Origin of the sequence: Dokdonia sp. 4H-3-7-5 (assembly GCF_000212355.1) — a bacterium.
Classification (GTDB): domain Bacteria; phylum Bacteroidota; class Bacteroidia; order Flavobacteriales; family Flavobacteriaceae; genus Dokdonia.
On sequence record NC_015496.1, the window covers coordinates 345,423 to 364,365 of the forward strand.

Genomic DNA, 18,943 nt, shown 5'->3' on the forward strand with positions numbered 1-18,943 from the left:
ACTATGAATCACAAATACATAAATCAACAAGTAAGGAAACTATCCAATAAAATTTCTTGTAGAACTTTGTTATGTCCAGAAAATTATTTCTTGAAAATCATCATCTATAGAGAGACTAATTTGAAACAACAAAGGGTATCTCTCGATACCCTTTAAAATACAAACTAAATGTAAATAAACAAACTAATTCAAATAATTGTGAGCCTTATGATGCTCTTATTTACCTCTTATAACTTTTATTAAATCAATAGCCAGAGCTGTCTTTTCTTCTATTTTTTTATAATCCCATGCTCCATTCTCATCTAGAGCAATGAGTTTTGAACCTAGTCCTACGCAGGTTACTCCTGCATTAAACCATTCTTCTAGACTTTCTCTGGTAGGAGAAACACCGCCTGTAGGCATCACTGACGTCCAGGGACATGGTCCTTTTATTGCTTTTACAAACTGGGCTCCATAAATACCTCCTGGAAATAATTTTACAATCTCACAGCCTAGTTCTTCGGCACGGGCAATTTCTGTAAGTGATCCGCAACCTGGTGACCATAGCACTTTTCTTCTATTACACACCAAGGCGATATCTTCACGCAATACAGGAGTTACCACAAAGTTTGCTCCTAACTGCAAATAAAGAGATGCTGCTGCTGCGTTCGTAACACTACCTACGCCAAGTATTAACTCAGGTAATTCCGCTTTCGCGAAAGCGCACAACTCATCAAATACCTTATGTGCATTATCACCACGGCTTGTAAACTCTATTACTCGAGCACCACCGCTGTAACAAGCTTGTAATAATTGCTTGCCTACCTCAACAGATTCATTATAAAACAAAGGAACAATTCCCGTGTCTTTCATCGCTTGTGCTACTTCTAATCTTGTAAATCTTGCCATAATTATCTTGAAACTTTTCCTGATTGATCTCCATCCATAAATCGTTCTATATCTTGTAAAGAGACCAAATTGTAATCACCATAAATGGTATGTTTTAAACAACAAGACGCTACAGCAATATCTACTGCACGCTGCTTGTTTATAGGGTCGTCTATGAGTCCAAAGGCTAGACCGCCCATAAATGCATCTCCACTCCCTACACGGTCTACTACGGGCGTTACTTCTTGAATGTGTGCCCTATACACTTGCTCACCATCATATAATAATCCTCCTATGCGCTGGTGAGATGCACTCACAGAGTATCTTAATGTGGTCGCAACCTGCTTGAGGTTAGGGCATAGTTTAAAAAGCTTGTCATATAAAACAGGGAGTGATTTTTCATCTTGATAGTTAGGTCCTACTTTGTCCTCACCTAGCATAAAAAAAGCAGTATCTATATCTCCTAGTATTAAATTACTATACTTAAGAAGTTCTGGCATTACCTCCTTAGGCTCCTTGCCCCATTTCCAAAGTTTTGAACGGTAATTTAAATCTGTAGAGATGCTGAGCCCCAACTTACTTGCGACTTTTACAGCCTCTAGACACTCTAGCGCTGCTGCTTCTGATATTGCTGGAGTAATACCACTCCAGTGAAACCAAGTTGCACCTTCAAATATTTTTTCCCAGTCAAAACATCCTTTTGTAATAGTAGCCATAGAGCTACCAGCGCGATCATATACCACGTTGCTAGCTCTTGTTCCGGCTCCTGTTTCTAGAAAGTAAATCCCTAGTCTATCACCTCCTCTTTTAATATACTTATCGCCTACTCCAATTTTCTTAATTTCTTGAAGAGCTGTATCGCCTATCTCGTTACTAGGAAGCCTAGTAACAAAATCTGCAGAGACGCCTAGATTATTAAGTGAGACTGCTACATTAAATTCGCCTCCACCATAGGTTACCCCAAAGGTTTTGGCTTGAGAAAATCTCAAGAATCGCTCTGTCGAGAGCCGTAACATAATCTCACCAAAAGTGACTACTTTACTCATATTCTAAGAATATAATGTTTTATTAAATACCTAATGCTTGACCACCGCCTACTTGAATTGTTTCGGCAGTTAAGAAGGCGGCATCTTTACTCGCAAGGAATGATACTACACCCGCTACATCATCTGGCTGTCCAAGACGACCTAACATAATATTATTTGCCCATGAAGCAAACACTTCTGGCTTAGTCTCTTTAATTTGCTTGTGGAAAGGTGTATCAATAGTTCCTGGTGATACTGCATTCACACGGATACCATATTCTGCAAGATCCTTTGCTAGTGCTCTCGTGATTGTATGCACTCCAGCTTTTGAAGTACCATAAATACCTGCTCCTGGTCCACCTGCATTCCATCCAGCATTAGATGTATAGTTAATGATTGTAGGGTGATCTCCTTTCTTAAGGAATGGTATTGCTGCTCTAGAAGCAAAGAATACTGAGTCTAAGTTAAGCGCCATTACAAATCTGTAAAACTCTGTAGTCATCTCTTCAAATCTTGAACGACCACCTAGTCCACCAGCGTTGTTTACAAGTACATCTATCTTACCGTACTTCTCACCTATTTTCTTGATATTTTCTGTTACAGCTTCATCATTAGTAACGTCAAAGCCATAATACTCGGCAGTAATACCTTCTGCCTTAAGCTCCTCAAGTCTTTTTGCACCATCTTCATCTTGAATTCCGTTAATTACAACGGTATATCCATCGTGGCCTAGTCTTTTTGCTACTGCAAATCCTATTCCTCCTGTGGCTCCAGTTATGATAGCTACTTTTCCTTTATTACTCATAATATTAATTTTTACTTTTTATTATTATCTATTTGATTTAAGAAGTTCAATTTTAGGAATCAATATCCATACACTTGCTATTACTATAAATGCTAATGCTGCGCCTATTACAAATGCTGGTGTATAATTACCTCCTACTGTTAATTTAGGCACTAGTGCAACGAGACCTGCTCCTGTGAGTTTTGCTGCTGTTCCTGCAAAGCCTGAAAGTGTACCTACTGTCTTTTTACCGTACAAATCACTTGGTAGTGTTTGTACATTTCCTATTGCTGTTTGAAACCCAAAGAGCACTACTGCCATAATCAATACAGCTGCTATAGGTGATCCTGGATTTGACAAAGCAAGAAGTGCTGGAAGCATAATAATACAACCAAGAGTAATTACCATCTTACGGGTTTTATTAATATTCCATCCTGATTTCAATCTATTTTGCGCTAATAAACCACCAAACCAAGCTCCAAACATAGCTCCTACATAAGGAACCCAACCATAGATACCTATCGCTTTTACATCCATACCATACACTTCTGAAAGGTATATAGGGATCCAAAAAACAAACAGCCACCATATTGGATCTATCGCCGCGGAGGCAATGATAACTCCCCAACTTTGCTTTTTAGATAGCAACTCTCCTACAGGAGGGTTATACTCCCTTAGTTTTTCATCTTTCTCTGTCTCTTCTTTTATTTTTTGACCTTTTAAAATATGCTGCTTTTCTAGTTCTGTTAACCACGGGTGACTCTTAGGTGGTGCTTTTACTAAAATTAACCAAGGAACTAACCATAACAATCCTATAAGACCGATGATTACAAATATCATTTGCCAACTAAAATAAACAGTCAAAAAAGCAATCGTGGGGATTGCAACGATACCGCCTATAGCCGCTCCAGAATTAAATAATCCTTGTGCAAACGCTCTCTCTGTGGCTGGAAACCATTCGGCATTTCCTTTGGCTGCTCCAGGCCAGTTTCCGGCTTCAGAAACTCCTAATATTGATCTGAAGATTGAGAAACTCAATACTCCATTTGCTAGTGCATGTAGTGCTGTAGCGATAGACCAAAATCCAATTGATAATACAAAACCAAATCGGGTCCCTACTTTATCAAAGATTTTCCCAAAAATGGATTGTCCAAAAGCATATGAAAACATAAAAACTACCGATATCAAAGCGTAGATTTCTTTTCTCTCTGTTGTAGTCTTATCTGGATATAAATCTTCTGCTATACTAGGCCATAAAACAACTAGAGCTTGACGGTCTATATAATTAATAACAGTTGCCAGTGCAATAAGCCCTACAACCCACCATCTTAGTCCTTTAAGTTTCATAAACTATAATTTTATATCTAATTAATTCTTTTAAATAAGGCAAAAAATCACCCTAGCCATGCGTAGATGACGTTCAATTTTTTCAGTCTTTTCTTGAGTTTTACGCTTTCGCGAAAGCGTATTTCGTCACTTAAATATTATAGCAATATTGATACAGTGCTTTGAAGTGTTTTTTCATCATTGCTTTTGCTTCTTGAGGATTTTGTTGCTCAATTGCGAGGTAGATTTTCTCATGCTCTTCTATAGCCGATTGTGACATTCCGGAATCACAAACATGATATTTTTCAAAATTTGTAATAATTTCTGGAGTAATAATCAGCATGAAATTGTTCATTGTACTATTACCAGATGCCTTTGCAATGGCAAGGTGAAAGAGCAAGTCTTCTTGAACCGCATCTTCACCATTAATTACTTTTTCTGTGTAAGCGTCTAGCGCTTGTCGCATTTTTTTAAGATCACTATCTGTACGCCTTATTGCAGCCAGTCTGGCAGTTTTAAGTTCTAATAGAATACGTGTTTCGACTAACGATTTGAAGTCTGGATCTTCAAGTTTAAGAATATCATCTATCATCCCATTAAGGGCAATCACACCTATGTTTGCCACAAAAGTTCCACTCTGAGGAATCGATTTAAGAATACCATAAAATTCTAATTTTTGAATAGCTTCTCTCACACTACTGCGAGTCACTTCAAACCGATCAGAGAGCATACGCTCAGAAGGTAACTTATCACCAGGCTCCAGATTTTTCAAATTTATTATATCTCTAATTTGACCAATAATCTCTAAACCTGTATCCTTATTTTCTGTCGTCTTTGTACGTGTCTCCAGTTTCATATCGTAACAATTTAATTCCTAAAATAATTCTTCTTAATTCTTAAAACAGTAACTTAAAATCTATAGAAAGTTATTGATTTATAATAGATAACAATGTGATTTATCATTTTAATTAATGCTCAACCTCTATATTGTAGACTCTAACATCTGCAAATGCATTCTCGTCTCTTGTTTGAAGATAGTTTCCAACCTTAAAGTAGTTTTCAAAAACACCCCATCGTTGCATGTGTACATCTTCATAAGTTTTATACTCTTGACCATTAAGAGAGATTACCATTTTCCCTTCTTCTACTTCTACCTCAATAGTAAATTTTTTAAAACCTACCTTTTGTTCAAAATTAAAACCTTCATCATCAACCCACGATTCTTTTTTTAGAATTTCTACAGGTCCAATATTAGAAGTTCTCAATTTCTTTGTTTTTACTCTTATTTTACCATTCTGCCAATAAATTTTTAAAATAGGAGGCGCATTATTATCTTTCTGTCCAATCTCATCACGCTGCTCATTAGTAAGTCTACCGTGTATCTGCGTGATAATTGTTTTGTGATACTTACCATTCTCATCACGAGAAATTTTATCCATGGCCATTTTCACTTTAAGTTTACCGCCTTGTGCAAAAGTCCAGTTTACAGAATTATTACCTGGCACCATCTGCTCTCTGAGCTCTGACCTAGAATATTTTGTATTTGTAGTGGTCTGTGCAGGTACTGCATGAAAAACAAGAGCTCCTTTTGTAGAGTCATTGTACATGTAGGGTTTTAAAACTTCATTTGTGGCATAATTCAAAATCTCTGGAGGATCCACTTCAATAATCTTCGGCTCACCTACTGGAATTGTTACTTTCCAGTGAGATAGATCTACCTTTGGTAACTTATATTTTTTACGTTTTTTCTTCCTTTTTGATATTTTACTAGTACTAATTTCATCTCGCCCAGAAGGTGAGTTACCATTATTTTCTGAAGTTTGCCCTAAAGACAAACTTGCAGAAAGTAATAGTGTGCATAATATTATAAAAGTCTTCAACATCGTTTTATTATTGTACTGCTGCAGTAAAATTGTCTACTCTTGCTTCGACACTAGCATTATAAATTAGAATACTTACCGTGCTACTCACGCCTGAGTTGAAATTAAGCGTTGTAAGAGTGTAGTCTTCTTCTGATCCTGTAAATTCTACAATTGCAGCTCCTTGTGCTACAGTAAGATCTGTATAACCTCCACCTGGTAAAATAGCAACAGTTGCTTCTCCTCCTGCTCCTTCTAATCTATAAGAGTACGTAATAGTATAATCTGTGTTAGGAGTCACCTCAATTTCTTGGTATGCAATTCTGCTTCCGTCACTTGGAAATTTTGCTGCTTGACTTCCATCAGGAACAGAAGAGCTTGTATTAATCTGGATAACGCCTCCTAAGTCAGAATTTCTCCAAGAGTCACGTCCATCTCCAGTACCATCTGGCAAGGAGTTATCTTCAAAACTAGCTTCTAGTATTACTGGAATAATCGCATCTGGTTCTTCTGGCTCAATTACCTCAATATCTGATGAAAATGTACTTGTTATACCTAAAGCATCTGATGCTGTTAGCGTAATCGTATATACTCCTTCAGCAGCATATTGATTTTGACCATCAATTGTCGTTGACGTATTACCATCTCCATAATCCCAACTATATGCTGTTGCGCTTGTTGAAAGGTTGGAAAACGTATAAATATCAAAGTTATTTACATCTCTTGTAGCAGAAAAGTTAGCTTCTGGAGGCATTGTATCTGCGCGACTTCCCGCCTCTGGAAGATCTAATTCATTCTCACAAGAAACTGAAATAACCATACCTATTAAAAGAAAAACGAATTTTCTTGGTGTTATAAAATATCTCATAGTATTATTTTTATTATTAGTAGCCAGGGTTTTGTGTTAATAGACCATTACTCAAGTTAACCTCAAACTGAGGAAGTGGTAATAAGAGATCTGTAGCACTAAAGCTATGTCCGTTGGCATTAGAAAAATCAGTTAGTACTTGTTGTGCTGTTCCAAATCTTTTCAAATCATGTATTCTATGATTTTCAAAAGCTAATTCAACACGACGTTCTATTAGTAATTGCTCTGATGTAACTTCTTCTACAATATCAGTTAAGCCTGCTCTGTTTCTTACTTCTTGAAAAGATTCTAAGGCGTTTGATGATTGAGTTACTGCACCTCCAGCTAAAATAGCCTCGACATGCATAAGTAATACATCAGAATATCTAAGAATAATCCAATCATTACCTGCACTTGTAGGATCTGAGCTTGTAGGCTCAATTCCTAAACTCGCATCACCATTAGGTAAATACTTTACCACTTGTGTTTGTGTAGGCTGTCCTGCATCTACTCTCTTTGAATATTGTGCTCTATCTCCTCCAAACTCATCTAATGCGGCAATTGCCTCATCTGTCACATAATTTACACCACTCGTACGACCAACACCGTTAAGCATCTCTGCCGAAAAGTTTTGACTATCTAGTGAAGAACTTGCTACATAACCAACAGTAAAAATGTTTTCACCATTTGCTTCGTTATAAAATACTTCTCTAAAATCAGACTCAAGAGCATATTCTTGACTTGCTATAATTTCCTCTAGTAAACTCTGAGCTTCTCCATAGTTGCTTCTTTGCGTTAAATACACTTTGGCTAAGATTCCTTGAGCAGCAGCTTTTGAAGCTCTATTTGCAGTAGTCGTACTTCCTAACTTAGAAGCCGCAGATTGTAAGTCTGCTACAATAAAGCTATAGATTTCACTAGTAGGAACGCGTGTAAATTGTGTCTCTACATCTTCTATTGAGATTGGGCCGTCTATTAATGGTACATCTCCAAAAGAACGTACAAGATTAAAATAAGCTAGTGCCCTCATAAAACGAGCTTCTCCTTCAATACGGTCACCATCTGTAATTGCTAGGTCAATATTTTCAAGAACTAGATTTGCTCTTGTAATGACGCTGTACATACTACGGTAGTAATCAAACACAAAACCATTAGTAGGCTGTACTGTGAAGTTATCAAACTGTCCTGCCTCTCCTTCTCCACTTTTTGACCTTGTGTTATCACTTAACATTTCTGTTACATAAAACTCTATTTGCTGCCCATGATTAAGATTGTTATTTGTAATCTCAAGACTATTAACTCCTTGAAGCGCATCGTAAACTGTAGTAAGAACAGATTCAAGATCACTTTCATTTGTTGGAAAAGTATCACCTACTAACACAGCTGTTGGTACAGGCTCTAAAAAATCGTCACCGCAAGAGGCAAAGCTCACAACAACTAATAACATCATTAAAAATTTATATGTTTTCATAGTTCTGTCTTTTAAATTTTAAAATTCTAAGTTTAATCCTAATGATATGGTACGAGCTATAGGATTTCCTCCACGCTGATATCCTACATTTAAAGCACCTTCATTTTGATATGATTCCGGATTCCATCCTGTATAACCATCTGCTGTGAAGTATAAAAGATTTTGTCCTGAAACATAAACCCTAGCACTACTTAAGCCTACTTGACTTATAAGATCTGAGTCTAATGTGTAACCTAGATTCAATGTGCGTAATGCTACGTATGATGCATCTGAGATGATAGCATCTGTAAAAATCTTTTGTTGTAAGAAATTCTGATCTGTAGCTACCTCAAGGTTTGTACCCTCACGACTACTGAAGTGATTAAATATATATTGATCTGCTATGTTACGCACTTCTGCTCCCCAGCTTCCTTGAAAGGTGAAGCTAAAATCAACATCTCCTATTTGAAAATCATTTGCTATACTCCATACAAGATCTGGAAAAGGGTCTCCTATAACTGTTTTATCATCATCATCAATTAAGCCATCTCCATTTAGATCTCTTACATATACATCTTGAGCTTCTCCACCTACCACTGCGTAAGGATCTGTTATAAATTCTACAGGCACCTCTCTATCTACTACAAAACCGTAGAAAGAGGATATAGGCTGTCCTTCTAGTGTAATCCACTCTGCAGCTCTTTTATCATCTACATTAGTAATAAGTCCGCTTGCCCCAGCAAAGTCTGTCAACTCATTTTCATTTGTAGATGCCAGTATTGTCGTTCTCCATGTGAATTTCTCATTAGTAATATTGCGAGTTCTCAATTCTACTTCAATACCTCTATTTACAACCTCTCCGCGATTTGCAAGTCCTTCTCTAAAACCTGTTGTAGTTGAGATAGGCACATTTAACAATAATTGGTCAGAAACTTTATTATATGCATCTATAGATCCAGAGATCCTACCATTAAAGAAACCAAAATCTAAAGCTACGTTTGTTTCGCTAGAACGTTCCCACTGCAAATCTGGATTTGCAACATTTATTGGAGCTAAACCACTAGAAACTTCGTTTCCAAAGACTGCAGAGTTAGGTCCATATAGTTGTAAAGAAGGGTACAACTCAATATTATCAGAAATTACACCACTACCAAGACTAATATCTTTGTTTCCTGTAAATCCGTAACTTCCTCTTAGCTTTAAATCGCTTATTACATCACTCTCGCTTAAGAAATCTTCTCTAGCAAGGTTCCAACCAACAGACACTGCTGGGAAATAACCATATTTATTGTTTACACCAAAAGATGAATGTCCATCTGTTCTTAAACTTGCAGAAGCTAAATATTTATCTTCAAAAGAATAATTAACACGTCCAAAGAAAGAAACTAAACGCTCCTCTGTATTATATGAAATATTTTCTATTACAGATGTACCTCCACCTAGGGTTTGTATTAAATCGTTTTCAAATCCATTTACACCAATAGCGCTATACTCGCGATCCCACTTCTCTGCCGATGCTCCAAGAATAGCACTTATATTATGCGATCCAAAAGAGGTATCGTAAGATAATAATCCCTCCGTTAAGATGTGAATTTGATCAAACGTATCAAGATCTAACTGCGCTGCAGAAGCTCCGTTACGACTAGCTTCAACACCTTGCCAGCGTCTTTGCTTTCTGTTTTGATAATCCCCACCTAAGGTAGCTTTGAAGCTAAGACCTTTGGCTAGTTCGTATTTTCCATAGAAGTTACCGTACATTCTAAACTGCTCATCTGTTCTATGTCTTTCTAATACTTTTGCAGCAGGATTTTGGTTACTTGTAGTACTTATATCTACTAACTCGCTTCCGTCTCCAAAAAGATCATAGTTATCAAAGTGACGCTCTTGAGCATAATCACCTATCTGAACATTTGGAAAGACATTGCGATCTACATACTGAATTGAATTTTCATCGTGATACGTAGGCAACCAAGGTTGTTGTCTTAAAATATCATGTGTAGAACCATCAAAACGTCTTCTGTTTGTGTATGACGGAGCAATATTTGCTCCAAAAGAAAACTTATCATTTACCTCTGTATCTACTTTTAATCTAAAGTTATATTTTTTGAAATCGTCGGTAAGAAGTACACCTTCATCATGTAAATAAGAAAGTGATGTATTAAATTTTGTTTTCTCACTACCTCCTCTAGCACTTAGAGAATGACTCTCTATAATACCACCGTCAAAAATGCGATCTTGCCAAGACTGATCTATACCTATAAGCTCTCTATACTGAGAACGCAAAGAAAGTTCGCCAGTTTGTGCGAGCTCTTCTGCATGTGACTTTGCTACACTTATGTCATAAGCATCACTTTGTCTAGCTTCTTTAAAACCAGTAAAAGTATTGTAGCTAAAACGAGTTTTACCTTCCTTACCTTGTTTTGTAGAAATGATTATTACACCACCAGATGCTCGCGAACCATAGATTGCCGCCGAAGCCGCATCTTTAAGAACCTCTACAGATTCAATATCATTTACATCTACTGTGTTTAAAAATTCGGCATCTAGTACAACACCATCTACTACAAGAAGAGGTCCACTAGCTCCTGCTATTGACCCAATACCTCTAATGTTGATAGTTGAATTTGATCCTGCTTCTCCTTCTGTAGCTTGTATATTAAGACCTGCTACTTGCCCTACTAAGGCTTCATTAGCGGTTCCTACAGCTATTTGATCAAGATCTTCATTTTTTACTTTTCCTACAGCACCTGTGATTTTTGTTCTAGATTGAGACCCATAGCCTATTACAACAACCTCATCTAGCGTTCCTGCATCAATTTTCAAGACTATATCTGCTCTAGTCTGTCCAGTTATCGTTACTACTTGTGGAGTAAAACCTACATATGTAAACTGCACTATATCGTTTGCGGTAACAGAAATCTCATAGTTACCATCAAAATCAGTAGAAACTCCCGTTTGAGAATTGAGCACTGATACATTCACACCTGGGATAGGAGAATTCCCCTCCTCAGACACAACAGTTCCCTTTAATAAGTAACTTTCCTGCCCATACAGTAAAACACCGCATAAAAGAAAAAGGACTAAGGAAAACTTAGTTTTTACATTCATAATTAATGATTTAGATTAAATTAATTTGTTTTATTAAATAATCCTCAGAAACCTATTAACTGTTCTAAACTCTGTATGCGATTTCATACATTTACAACAAGTAAGCTTACTGAGCTTATTTATACTTCGTACCAGAAGTAATTATAAAGAGGACGGTGTCGAAGCTGTCCTTTTTTTTGGTTTACCAAACTGGTCAACCAAATTGGTTTACCAAATATGAGTATAATATTCTGTTAATACAAAAATTAATGTGTTAAAATATTAACTATTCCATAAAATCTTCTCTTATTGGCGAGAATACGTCAATTAATACCCCTGCTTCGGTACAAATTGCTCCATGTAATTCATGTGGAGGTATGTAAAAAGAGTCACCTCCTTTTAGCGTTTTAGTCTTACCATTTATAGTCACATCAAAAGATCCACTTTCTACATAAGTAACTTGTGAGTGGTAATGCTCATGCATAGGTCCTATTCCGCCCTTCTCAAAGTGCACTTTTACAAGCATGATTTTGTCATCATAGCCCATTATTTTACGTTTTACTCCTTCACCTACAACTTCCCACTCAATGTCGTTGCCTTCTATAAATTCTTTACTTGCTCCAAATGATTTCATATTCTTAGTTTTTAATTTGTTTTAAAGTGTAATTACCTTTCCAGGTGTATGTTTGATTTGATAGGGTTATTGAATGTTGCGCTTTCGCGAAAGCGTTATCTACCACCACCACAAGTTGCTCCTCCCCAGATAGCATAGTGATTTTTATAGCCACATATCCTTCTGGTGCTTTTTCTTGAGTTATAGATGCCACAGATGCATATGCATCCTGCGCTTTTTCTGTAACCGCATTATAGGTACCATGGGATTCTATCACCTGAGCGTACACTGCGTTTTTAACATCTGTCTTTCGATGTATAAACATAGGATCTCTGCGTAGGTTAAACGATGAATCATTTGCTCCCACACGACCTAAAATAAATGTATCCTTACTATCTGAAAGTGTAGTAACACTGTAGAATCTGTTATTATTAAGCCAAGTAAATTGACTACTTCCAGCCTTTGCATTACCCATGGCCTCTTTCCATATGTGTTGATATCCGTTTGCCGTTCCTAATGCGCGTAATGATGCTTCCTGCTGTAAATCAAAACTAGTTGAGATGACCTGCCCATGATAATAGATTGGTAAGTCTATCTGATGCGCTTGATTGCTGTTTATTTGATTAATATCTATTATATATGGCTTGTTACCACCTTCTGGTGTTACCATCATCATAGTGCGTGTAATCTCCGTTCCAGGGTAAGCGTTGTTTTCTGTGGCGCTTACTACTTGTAGTTTTTCATCATTAGTTTCAAAAGTGATAATCTCTGGGTGGTGTTTTGAACTTTCCTTAAAACTACCTTTAAAGTGTGATGTCTCATCAATCACCACTGTATTATGAGCAATAGTTTGCTTTGCCCAAGTCGTATTTTCTTTTAGGTAACCACCTCCATTCTTTTGCTCGACATTTACAAAACGTGCGAGTCCATAATCTTGCAATACCTCTGCTCCATCTTCATAAAGAGAATAAGAGAGCTTATCAAAATGCCCATGACTCAAACCATGACTAGCATTTTTCATCACTAGTGCCATCGTTCCTTGACTATAATTTGCTCTTAAAATAGCAACACCACCTTGATTACCTTCTGGGCCGTCATGTAGTAAAACAGATTCTTTTGTGAATGGGATTGCTTTACCTGCCTCAATTGCCTGAGCTACTGCAAGACCGGTAATATCAAGTTCTACTTGTCCTTGCTGCTGCGCTACCGATAGTAAACGTGCGTCTTGATTCCCATAATAATAAGCAATATCCACTGCAGAAACCAATGATGACGTGTTATAAGACATTCCTTTTTGACCATCATTTAGTGGGAAAAAATCACCATTTTGATCGGTGAGGTTAAGAAGTGCATCTACTGCTTTTATTAAAACTCCGCCATTGTATTCAAATATTTTGAGTTCCGGTTTTTTAGTTTCTAACGCTTTCGCGAAAGCTAAAAAAGGATACATCGCATATCGCTGATAGTACGGTCCTTCTGTATAATAACCATCTGGCGAAAAAGGTTCATCTAGATTTGCTAGAAACCCTGTTTTTTGACCCTCAGCCTTTATGAGTCCGCCATCATTATCCGTCGCGGTCGCCGAAATACTATCGTTTTTAATGCCGTACAATGCGCGGTCTACAAGCTCATCATCATCCATTACTAAACCTATCATACCTACAGCGACAGTACCCCAAGTACTATGATTATGAATGCGGTTAAAAAATTGTGGTGTTTCTACAGACAGAAAATCTGCAAATGGACGAAATAACTTTGTATCGAGAATCTCACGATCTTCTTCTGGTATCCAACTACGTATGGCGTCATACGCCTGGCTCATATGCACTAACCAGTTTGCATCATTGAGACATTGCCAGAATATCTTCCCACGAGAATATGATCGTTCTTGCGGGTGACGTGGTAATGAAGGATACATCTCTGCATATTTCATTAATACATCTCTCGTATACTGTGCATATTTCTCTTCTCCCGTGAGCTGAAAAATCACCCCTGCCTTATGAAGTATGGTATAATTTAATTTATGCTGTGTGTGGGTATAACCTCCAGCCATGTCCTTTGGGATAGGCACTTGTATCCCTTTTTCCATTGCTGCATCTACTTCTTGTTTTGCTACAGCTAGCGAACTATCAAACAACGGAACACTTCCCAACTTAGCTCTTATATCTTCAACCTCAGTTGTGGTAAGTACTACATTTGGATTTGCGCCACTTGTAGTAGCGCCCGATGTGTCTTTACTAGTTCCCTGCTCATCACAAGAAACGAATAAAGTCGAAAGTGTGATACCAACTACAAGAGCCGTATTTCTGCTAATTAATTTCATAAAGTCTTACTTAATTTTATATTCTAGCAGAGCTGCGGGAGCTAGCGGCTGAGATATGTTTTGTTTTCCTTGGGTAATCGTAACAGTGGTAGGCTTATCACTTAATAGTGTAATGTATAAACGGTCGTTTTCTACTTGCGTCATCACATCGGCCTCTTGTGAAAAATCAATAATCACATCGCCTATTGTTAATTGTGAAGTAGCAAAAGATATGTTAGTATCATCCTTAGATAAGGTGATACTATTGTTTTGAGTATCGCTAGTAGGGCTAATTGACCAACCGGCAAATATACTACCCATGCTATCTTCATCTATTCTCTTATCGTAGGTGTCAAATGGATAAAGCACCGTCACAAAACTGAAGTTATTTGTAGCTGCTTTTTGCACCACAGACCATTCTTTACCACGTTTACCGTCTGTGACTACACTATCTACAGCATTTAACTGTAAAATATCCAGACCACTTCCATTATCAAAAGTGGCTCTAAGAAGCGCTGGGCTGTAGTCACTACTATAATGTCCTTGCCATACTTGCTTATAAGTATGAGGATTCTTTGATTCAAAATTATCTTTGACAATCCAGAATTCATTCTCAACATTTATCACCTGTCTACTATAGTTGACACCTACATTTTCAAATCCGTTGTGAGAACCCACAAAAACATCTGCTGTAGCATTTGCGCTCCACCCTAAAACTTTTGGCGTAGGAAGTTCTTTAAATTTCCCAAAACCGCTTCCACCTTTATTTGAAGTGTATTGCTTGCCTTGTAACTCCTCATCCACAAGCGCAACATTCTTTACCATACTATTTTTGAAGAGCTCCAGGTTTTCTAGTGAGTAACGTACTTGATAGTTAGGCAATATTACCTTTCCATTTGCCATTGCTTGAATTCCCAGCATATCACCATGCTGATGATCAGGTTTATCTGCATCAAGTCCGGCAGCTATAACAAGCATATTATCTTGATTGTCCCAGCCTTCCCTCATGACGTAGTAACCTGTATCTTCAAAGGCATAAGATCCTACTTGAGGCGCTGTAGCTTTAATCTCTTTTAAAGCACCTAATTGCTCTTTACTTAAATTCCATAAATATTTAGGTTTTACCGTGCTTTTTGCAAAGTATCCCATCTCAGGATCATCAAATAAAAGATACCCTAAGGTAAGTGTTCCAGATATATCGTTTTTTTCTGCCCAAGGAGCATCTGTATCATCAGATAATACTGGTGCAGATCCGTCTGGAAATGCGATCTTAGTAAGTGTAGTAAAAAGAGATTTTAAACGTTCTTCCCAGATGGCGCTTACTTTCTTATTACTTTTTTGAGCGAGTTGATAGATATAAAAGTAGTTATCAATATCGCTTTGATGATAATGAATGGTACGTTCAAACTGGAAACCATCTTCATTGATCTCGCGTTGCAAGTGCTGCTCGAGAATACTCATTGCCCTTTCATACCATAAATCTGCATCCTGAAAATCATTGAATATAATGGCAAGCATAGCCAGCGCACTTAATCCTCTCGTTTGGTGATTACCAGATTTAAACTCGGCATTATTTTCATATAAATGTGAAGCGTGTTGCAACAATGTTGCTACCGTAGTAAGCTGCTCTTTATCTGAATATGCTTTTTCTCCAAGAAATCCATTATGAATTTGCAGCCAATTGAGAACTCTGTAACCAGATCTAAAAGCTTCGTAAACTCCGTTTCCATCGGGAATGGTTTCATATTCACCTGTGATTAACGCATCATTGAGTGACTGTAATTGACCAGTGAAGTAATCTATATATTGTGCATCTTTATCCTTGTAGCGATATAGAAAGGCAATATCTACCATTTTATGCTGTCTCGCTAGGTGCCTGAGACCGTATGCATTAATGGGAGTTTCATTTTTGTAATTAAAAGGTAACTTCCAGTGCGTACTGGCATCAAATTTATCTAAGTGATCTTGAGCACGAGTAGTATGAGAAACCTCCATCGCTGGATACAATGTTTTATACTCCTCAAAACGAGTATCATTCTCTGTCCATTCGTAAAAGTAACGTTCTTGAAAAACAGTTCTAAAATGAGCAGCAAGCTTCTCTGGTGAGTCATCACCAAGTTCATCTTTAATCTCTTTTTTTAGATAAACAGCAAGGTCTTCTACAGCTACCACCTTATCTGATGGTAATTGCTGAGAACAAAGCGCAAGTGAGAATAAACAAAAACACCACTTCAATAAAGGGAACTGTTGTGGCTTATACATTAGTAAACCAGTTTAAGTTTCAGATTTTGAACTACTTTTATTTCACCAGAGTTAGATACTGTATTATTTACTGGTTCTTGACCTTTTTCTCCCCAAAGAACCGCGACATACTTCACACGATTATTTGTAAATGTGTTATTTGCTAGGGTAACATTTACAATACCTCTTGTTTGTAATAAAATGTTAGCGCTATCACTAGCACCACATTTTGTAAATGTGTTACCAGTAACCACCAGGCTTCCACCTATGGTAGACTCATCATAACCTCCACGGTAATAATCTAGCACATCACTGGCTACATTTTCAAACTGAGAATCTTCTACAAAGACAAAAGCTGCATTATAATCACCTTTATCATTTACTTCTTTATTAAGCTGTATCCCTCGCTGTGTGTTTTTAATCACACTATTTTTAATCATGATGGTATCTGCAAAAGATGCTTTACTCGTTTCTAGCACACTTTTGAATCCATCTATTTCTACATTATCAAGCCACAGTTCATAAGACTGCCCCATGTTTTTGTCAAGGGTTGCAAAAGCATCTGTAGTTGACGTTCCTTTAAGTGAAATGTTTTTGAGCTTGAGTTTTGCTCTTGGTTGTAGCTCAAAACCTTTGGCAGTATTACTAAAAGTAAGTACCGGTTTTTCTGAAGATGAGGATTGAAGAGTTACCGCTTTCGCGAAAGCGTACTTTTCATTAATCTCATAATTACCAGCACTAAGCTCGATAGTATCTCCATCATTACTTGTCGCAACAGCCTCTGTAAGCTCTGCTGCAGTTGACACTTTTATCGTTTTTCCTGCTTGCTTTTCTGGATGTGGGTTGAACCATGACGTCCCGTAATTAGTTACGTCGAGCAATGCCATTGCTCCCGTACTCGCTCCTGCAATTGCCCCCACCCTATTAGTGGACGCTCTTTTATTGCCAAAAATGTCAGTCTCAATCTTATCAAAGTCAAATCCATTATACATCTCAGTCTCTAGTGATTCTGGCGACTGGAAGATTTCTGTAGGCGATGATAATGTCACTTCTTTAGTTAACAAACCATCCGTTTGATAAGCACTTTTATTTTCTACGTTAAGTATGTTATTTTTAAAAGTAACCCCAGTGATGCTATCGTAATTTTTGATAATTTCTGTAGTTTCAATATCTCCGTAGACTAAGTTATTTGCCACAATCATACGTTCTGCACGTGCAGAGCGTATTTCTGAAGCTGGAAGCACTTCTGCCTGATTTAGGTTTGCTCCTACTCCAAAATGCCAAGGCGTCTTTGTATTTATAAATGAATTGTGAGCGACTACCACATCTGTAACCTGATTATAACGATTGAGCGGGGACTTAGGAATACCATTCATTACTGCGAGCGGTGCGCGAAATTCATTTCCTTTTAAGTTATAGAAGTAGTTATTTACAATAAGATGACCCGTATTTATAACACGTATACCTCCTATAAACTCAGATGCATCATTGCCTATAAATACATTACCATCTATGGTCGCATAATTACCGTGACGAAGCACTAGCGAACCTTCTGACTCAAAAAAGACATTATTTTTAAACGTATTATAATTAGACTTACTTGAGATAATCTCTACTTCTCCATTACACTTCTCAAAATAATTGTGTTCTACATTTACATAGCCCGGTGTCATAGACGTATAACTATCGCCTAACTGCATAGTCTCAGCACGAGGCCCACCTTTTCTAGGACGTGGTCCAAAATGGTTGTCCTTAATCTGATGATACGTATTTACATTTTCATTTCCTTTTAAAAACACGCGAAGTGTAGGGCCTTGGTTTGTTTTACCAGTAATATAATTATGATCAAATGTATTGTGCTGTCCCCATAATTCGATCCAGTGGTTTTTACTATCGCGATCTGGATTTGTAAAATCTTCTATTACACAATCTGTTACTTGCGAGTGATATGCAATCTTCTCATCATCTATTTTAAAACGTATAATGGCATTCTCTGTGGTATAACCATTTTTAAAATAAAGTCCTTCTACTACAAGGTGCTTCCCTCCTAGTTTAAGTGAAGAGTTTCCTTCTAAGATTACTTTTCCAGCATTTTCTGCCTTAAGAGTAATAGGATTTGCTTCAGTGCCTTCTCCGTAAAATTTAATAGCTAGATCTTTCCACACCCCATCTTTAAGACTTATTACATCTCCTGGCTCTGCATCTTCAATTGCCTCTTTTAATTCATCTGGGGTAGTGACTGTCTGTGATATTATAGGCATAGGTTCTTTGCATGATGCAAAGATGATAAGGCTACAAAAAAGAAGAAGATATCGAGTCATAAATATGTTGTGAGTACTAAGAGTACGCTTTCGCGAAAGCAAAAAAACAATACACTTATATTAGAATTATCTAAAATTACTCATCTGCAACATCACTGTTTGAGCGTGAAATAATTTTAAATTTGAATTTAATGTAAATTGGTTATCCAAACTGGTTTACCAATTTACAATCTCAAATATATAGATAATTACGATACTCACAATTATTTACACAATTATTT

At 37.2% G+C, this 18,943-nt stretch carries 13 protein-coding genes; all 13 read right to left on the reverse strand.

Features of this window, described 5'->3' with window-relative positions; genetic code table 11:
- Window positions 1-216: 216 nt before the first annotated feature.
- The gene (locus tag KRODI_RS01495) at window positions 217-888 is read right to left on the reverse strand and encodes a bifunctional 4-hydroxy-2-oxoglutarate aldolase/2-dehydro-3-deoxy-phosphogluconate aldolase (RefSeq protein ID WP_013749799.1); all 672 of its coding nucleotides are present in this window, start codon (window positions 886-888) and stop codon (window positions 217-219) included.
- 2 nt (window positions 889-890) lie between these two features.
- Window positions 891-1,913: a sugar kinase gene (locus KRODI_RS01500; RefSeq protein WP_013749800.1), complete on the reverse strand. Its 1,023-nt coding sequence runs from the start codon at window positions 1,911-1,913 to the stop codon at window positions 891-893.
- 22 nt (window positions 1,914-1,935) lie between these two features.
- A complete protein-coding gene (locus tag KRODI_RS01505) occupies window positions 1,936-2,697 on the reverse strand; it encodes an SDR family NAD(P)-dependent oxidoreductase (protein ID WP_013749801.1) in 762 nt (253 codons plus the stop codon).
- Window positions 2,698-2,721: 24 nt separating this feature from the next.
- Window positions 2,722-4,023, reverse strand: a complete 1,302-nt coding sequence (locus KRODI_RS01510) for an MFS transporter (protein ID WP_013749802.1) — start codon at window positions 4,021-4,023, stop codon at window positions 2,722-2,724.
- A 130-nt stretch (window positions 4,024-4,153) separates the two neighbouring features.
- Entirely contained in the window at window positions 4,154-4,858 is a 705-nt protein-coding gene (locus KRODI_RS01515; protein WP_013749803.1) for a FadR/GntR family transcriptional regulator, read from the reverse strand.
- A gap of 112 nt (window positions 4,859-4,970) precedes the next feature.
- Complete coding sequence (locus KRODI_RS01520) at window positions 4,971-5,885, reverse strand: polysaccharide lyase family 7 protein (protein WP_013749804.1); 915 nt, start codon at window positions 5,883-5,885, stop codon at window positions 4,971-4,973.
- 7 nt (window positions 5,886-5,892) lie between these two features.
- Window positions 5,893-6,729: a PKD domain-containing protein gene (locus KRODI_RS01525; RefSeq protein ID WP_013749805.1), complete on the reverse strand. Its 837-nt coding sequence runs from the start codon at window positions 6,727-6,729 to the stop codon at window positions 5,893-5,895.
- A gap of 16 nt (window positions 6,730-6,745) precedes the next feature.
- Window positions 6,746-8,179, reverse strand: coding sequence for a RagB/SusD family nutrient uptake outer membrane protein (locus KRODI_RS01530; protein ID WP_013749806.1), 1,434 nt, complete (start codon window positions 8,177-8,179; stop codon window positions 6,746-6,748).
- 18 nt (window positions 8,180-8,197) lie between these two features.
- On the reverse strand, window positions 8,198-11,266 hold the full coding sequence (locus KRODI_RS01535; RefSeq protein WP_013749807.1) for a SusC/RagA family TonB-linked outer membrane protein: 3,069 nt from the start codon (window positions 11,264-11,266) through the stop codon (window positions 8,198-8,200).
- A 265-nt stretch (window positions 11,267-11,531) separates the two neighbouring features.
- The gene (locus tag KRODI_RS01540) at window positions 11,532-11,879 is read right to left on the reverse strand and encodes a cupin domain-containing protein (protein ID WP_013749808.1); all 348 of its coding nucleotides are present in this window, start codon (window positions 11,877-11,879) and stop codon (window positions 11,532-11,534) included.
- Window positions 11,880-11,883: 4 nt separating this feature from the next.
- A complete protein-coding gene (locus KRODI_RS01545; protein WP_013749809.1) occupies window positions 11,884-14,181 on the reverse strand; it encodes an alginate lyase family protein in 2,298 nt (765 codons plus the stop codon).
- Between the two features lie 6 nt (window positions 14,182-14,187).
- Complete coding sequence (locus tag KRODI_RS01550) at window positions 14,188-16,422, reverse strand: heparinase II/III family protein (protein ID WP_013749810.1); 2,235 nt, start codon at window positions 16,420-16,422, stop codon at window positions 14,188-14,190.
- Window positions 16,422-18,662, reverse strand: coding sequence for a chondroitinase-B domain-containing protein (locus KRODI_RS01555; RefSeq protein ID WP_013749811.1), 2,241 nt, complete (start codon window positions 18,660-18,662; stop codon window positions 16,422-16,424). Before KRODI_RS01555 ends, KRODI_RS01550 begins: the two co-directional genes overlap by 1 nt.
- Between the last annotated feature and the right edge of the window lie 281 nt (window positions 18,663-18,943).

Coding starts and splice junctions, on each gene's coding strand:
- KRODI_RS01495 (WP_013749799.1), bottom strand. CDS start 888: ATGGCAAGATTTACAAGATTAGAAGTAGCACAAGCGATGAAAGACACG.
- KRODI_RS01500 (WP_013749800.1), bottom strand. CDS start 1,913: ATGAGTAAAGTAGTCACTTTTGGTGAGATTATGTTACGGCTCTCGACA.
- KRODI_RS01505 (WP_013749801.1), bottom strand. CDS start 2,697: ATGAGTAATAAAGGAAAAGTAGCTATCATAACTGGAGCCACAGGAGGA.
- KRODI_RS01510 (WP_013749802.1), bottom strand. CDS start 4,023: ATGAAACTTAAAGGACTAAGATGGTGGGTTGTAGGGCTTATTGCACTG.
- KRODI_RS01515 (WP_013749803.1), bottom strand. CDS start 4,858: ATGAAACTGGAGACACGTACAAAGACGACAGAAAATAAGGATACAGGT.
- KRODI_RS01520 (WP_013749804.1), bottom strand. CDS start 5,885: ATGTTGAAGACTTTTATAATATTATGCACACTATTACTTTCTGCAAGT.
- KRODI_RS01525 (WP_013749805.1), bottom strand. CDS start 6,729: ATGAGATATTTTATAACACCAAGAAAATTCGTTTTTCTTTTAATAGGT.
- KRODI_RS01530 (WP_013749806.1), bottom strand. CDS start 8,179: ATGAAAACATATAAATTTTTAATGATGTTATTAGTTGTTGTGAGCTTT.
- KRODI_RS01535 (WP_013749807.1), bottom strand. CDS start 11,266: ATGAATGTAAAAACTAAGTTTTCCTTAGTCCTTTTTCTTTTATGCGGT.
- KRODI_RS01540 (WP_013749808.1), bottom strand. CDS start 11,879: ATGAAATCATTTGGAGCAAGTAAAGAATTTATAGAAGGCAACGACATT.
- KRODI_RS01545 (WP_013749809.1), bottom strand. CDS start 14,181: ATGAAATTAATTAGCAGAAATACGGCTCTTGTAGTTGGTATCACACTT.
- KRODI_RS01550 (WP_013749810.1), bottom strand. CDS start 16,422: ATGTATAAGCCACAACAGTTCCCTTTATTGAAGTGGTGTTTTTGTTTA.
- KRODI_RS01555 (WP_013749811.1), bottom strand. CDS start 18,662: ATGCCTATAATATCACAGACAGTCACTACCCCAGATGAATTAAAAGAG.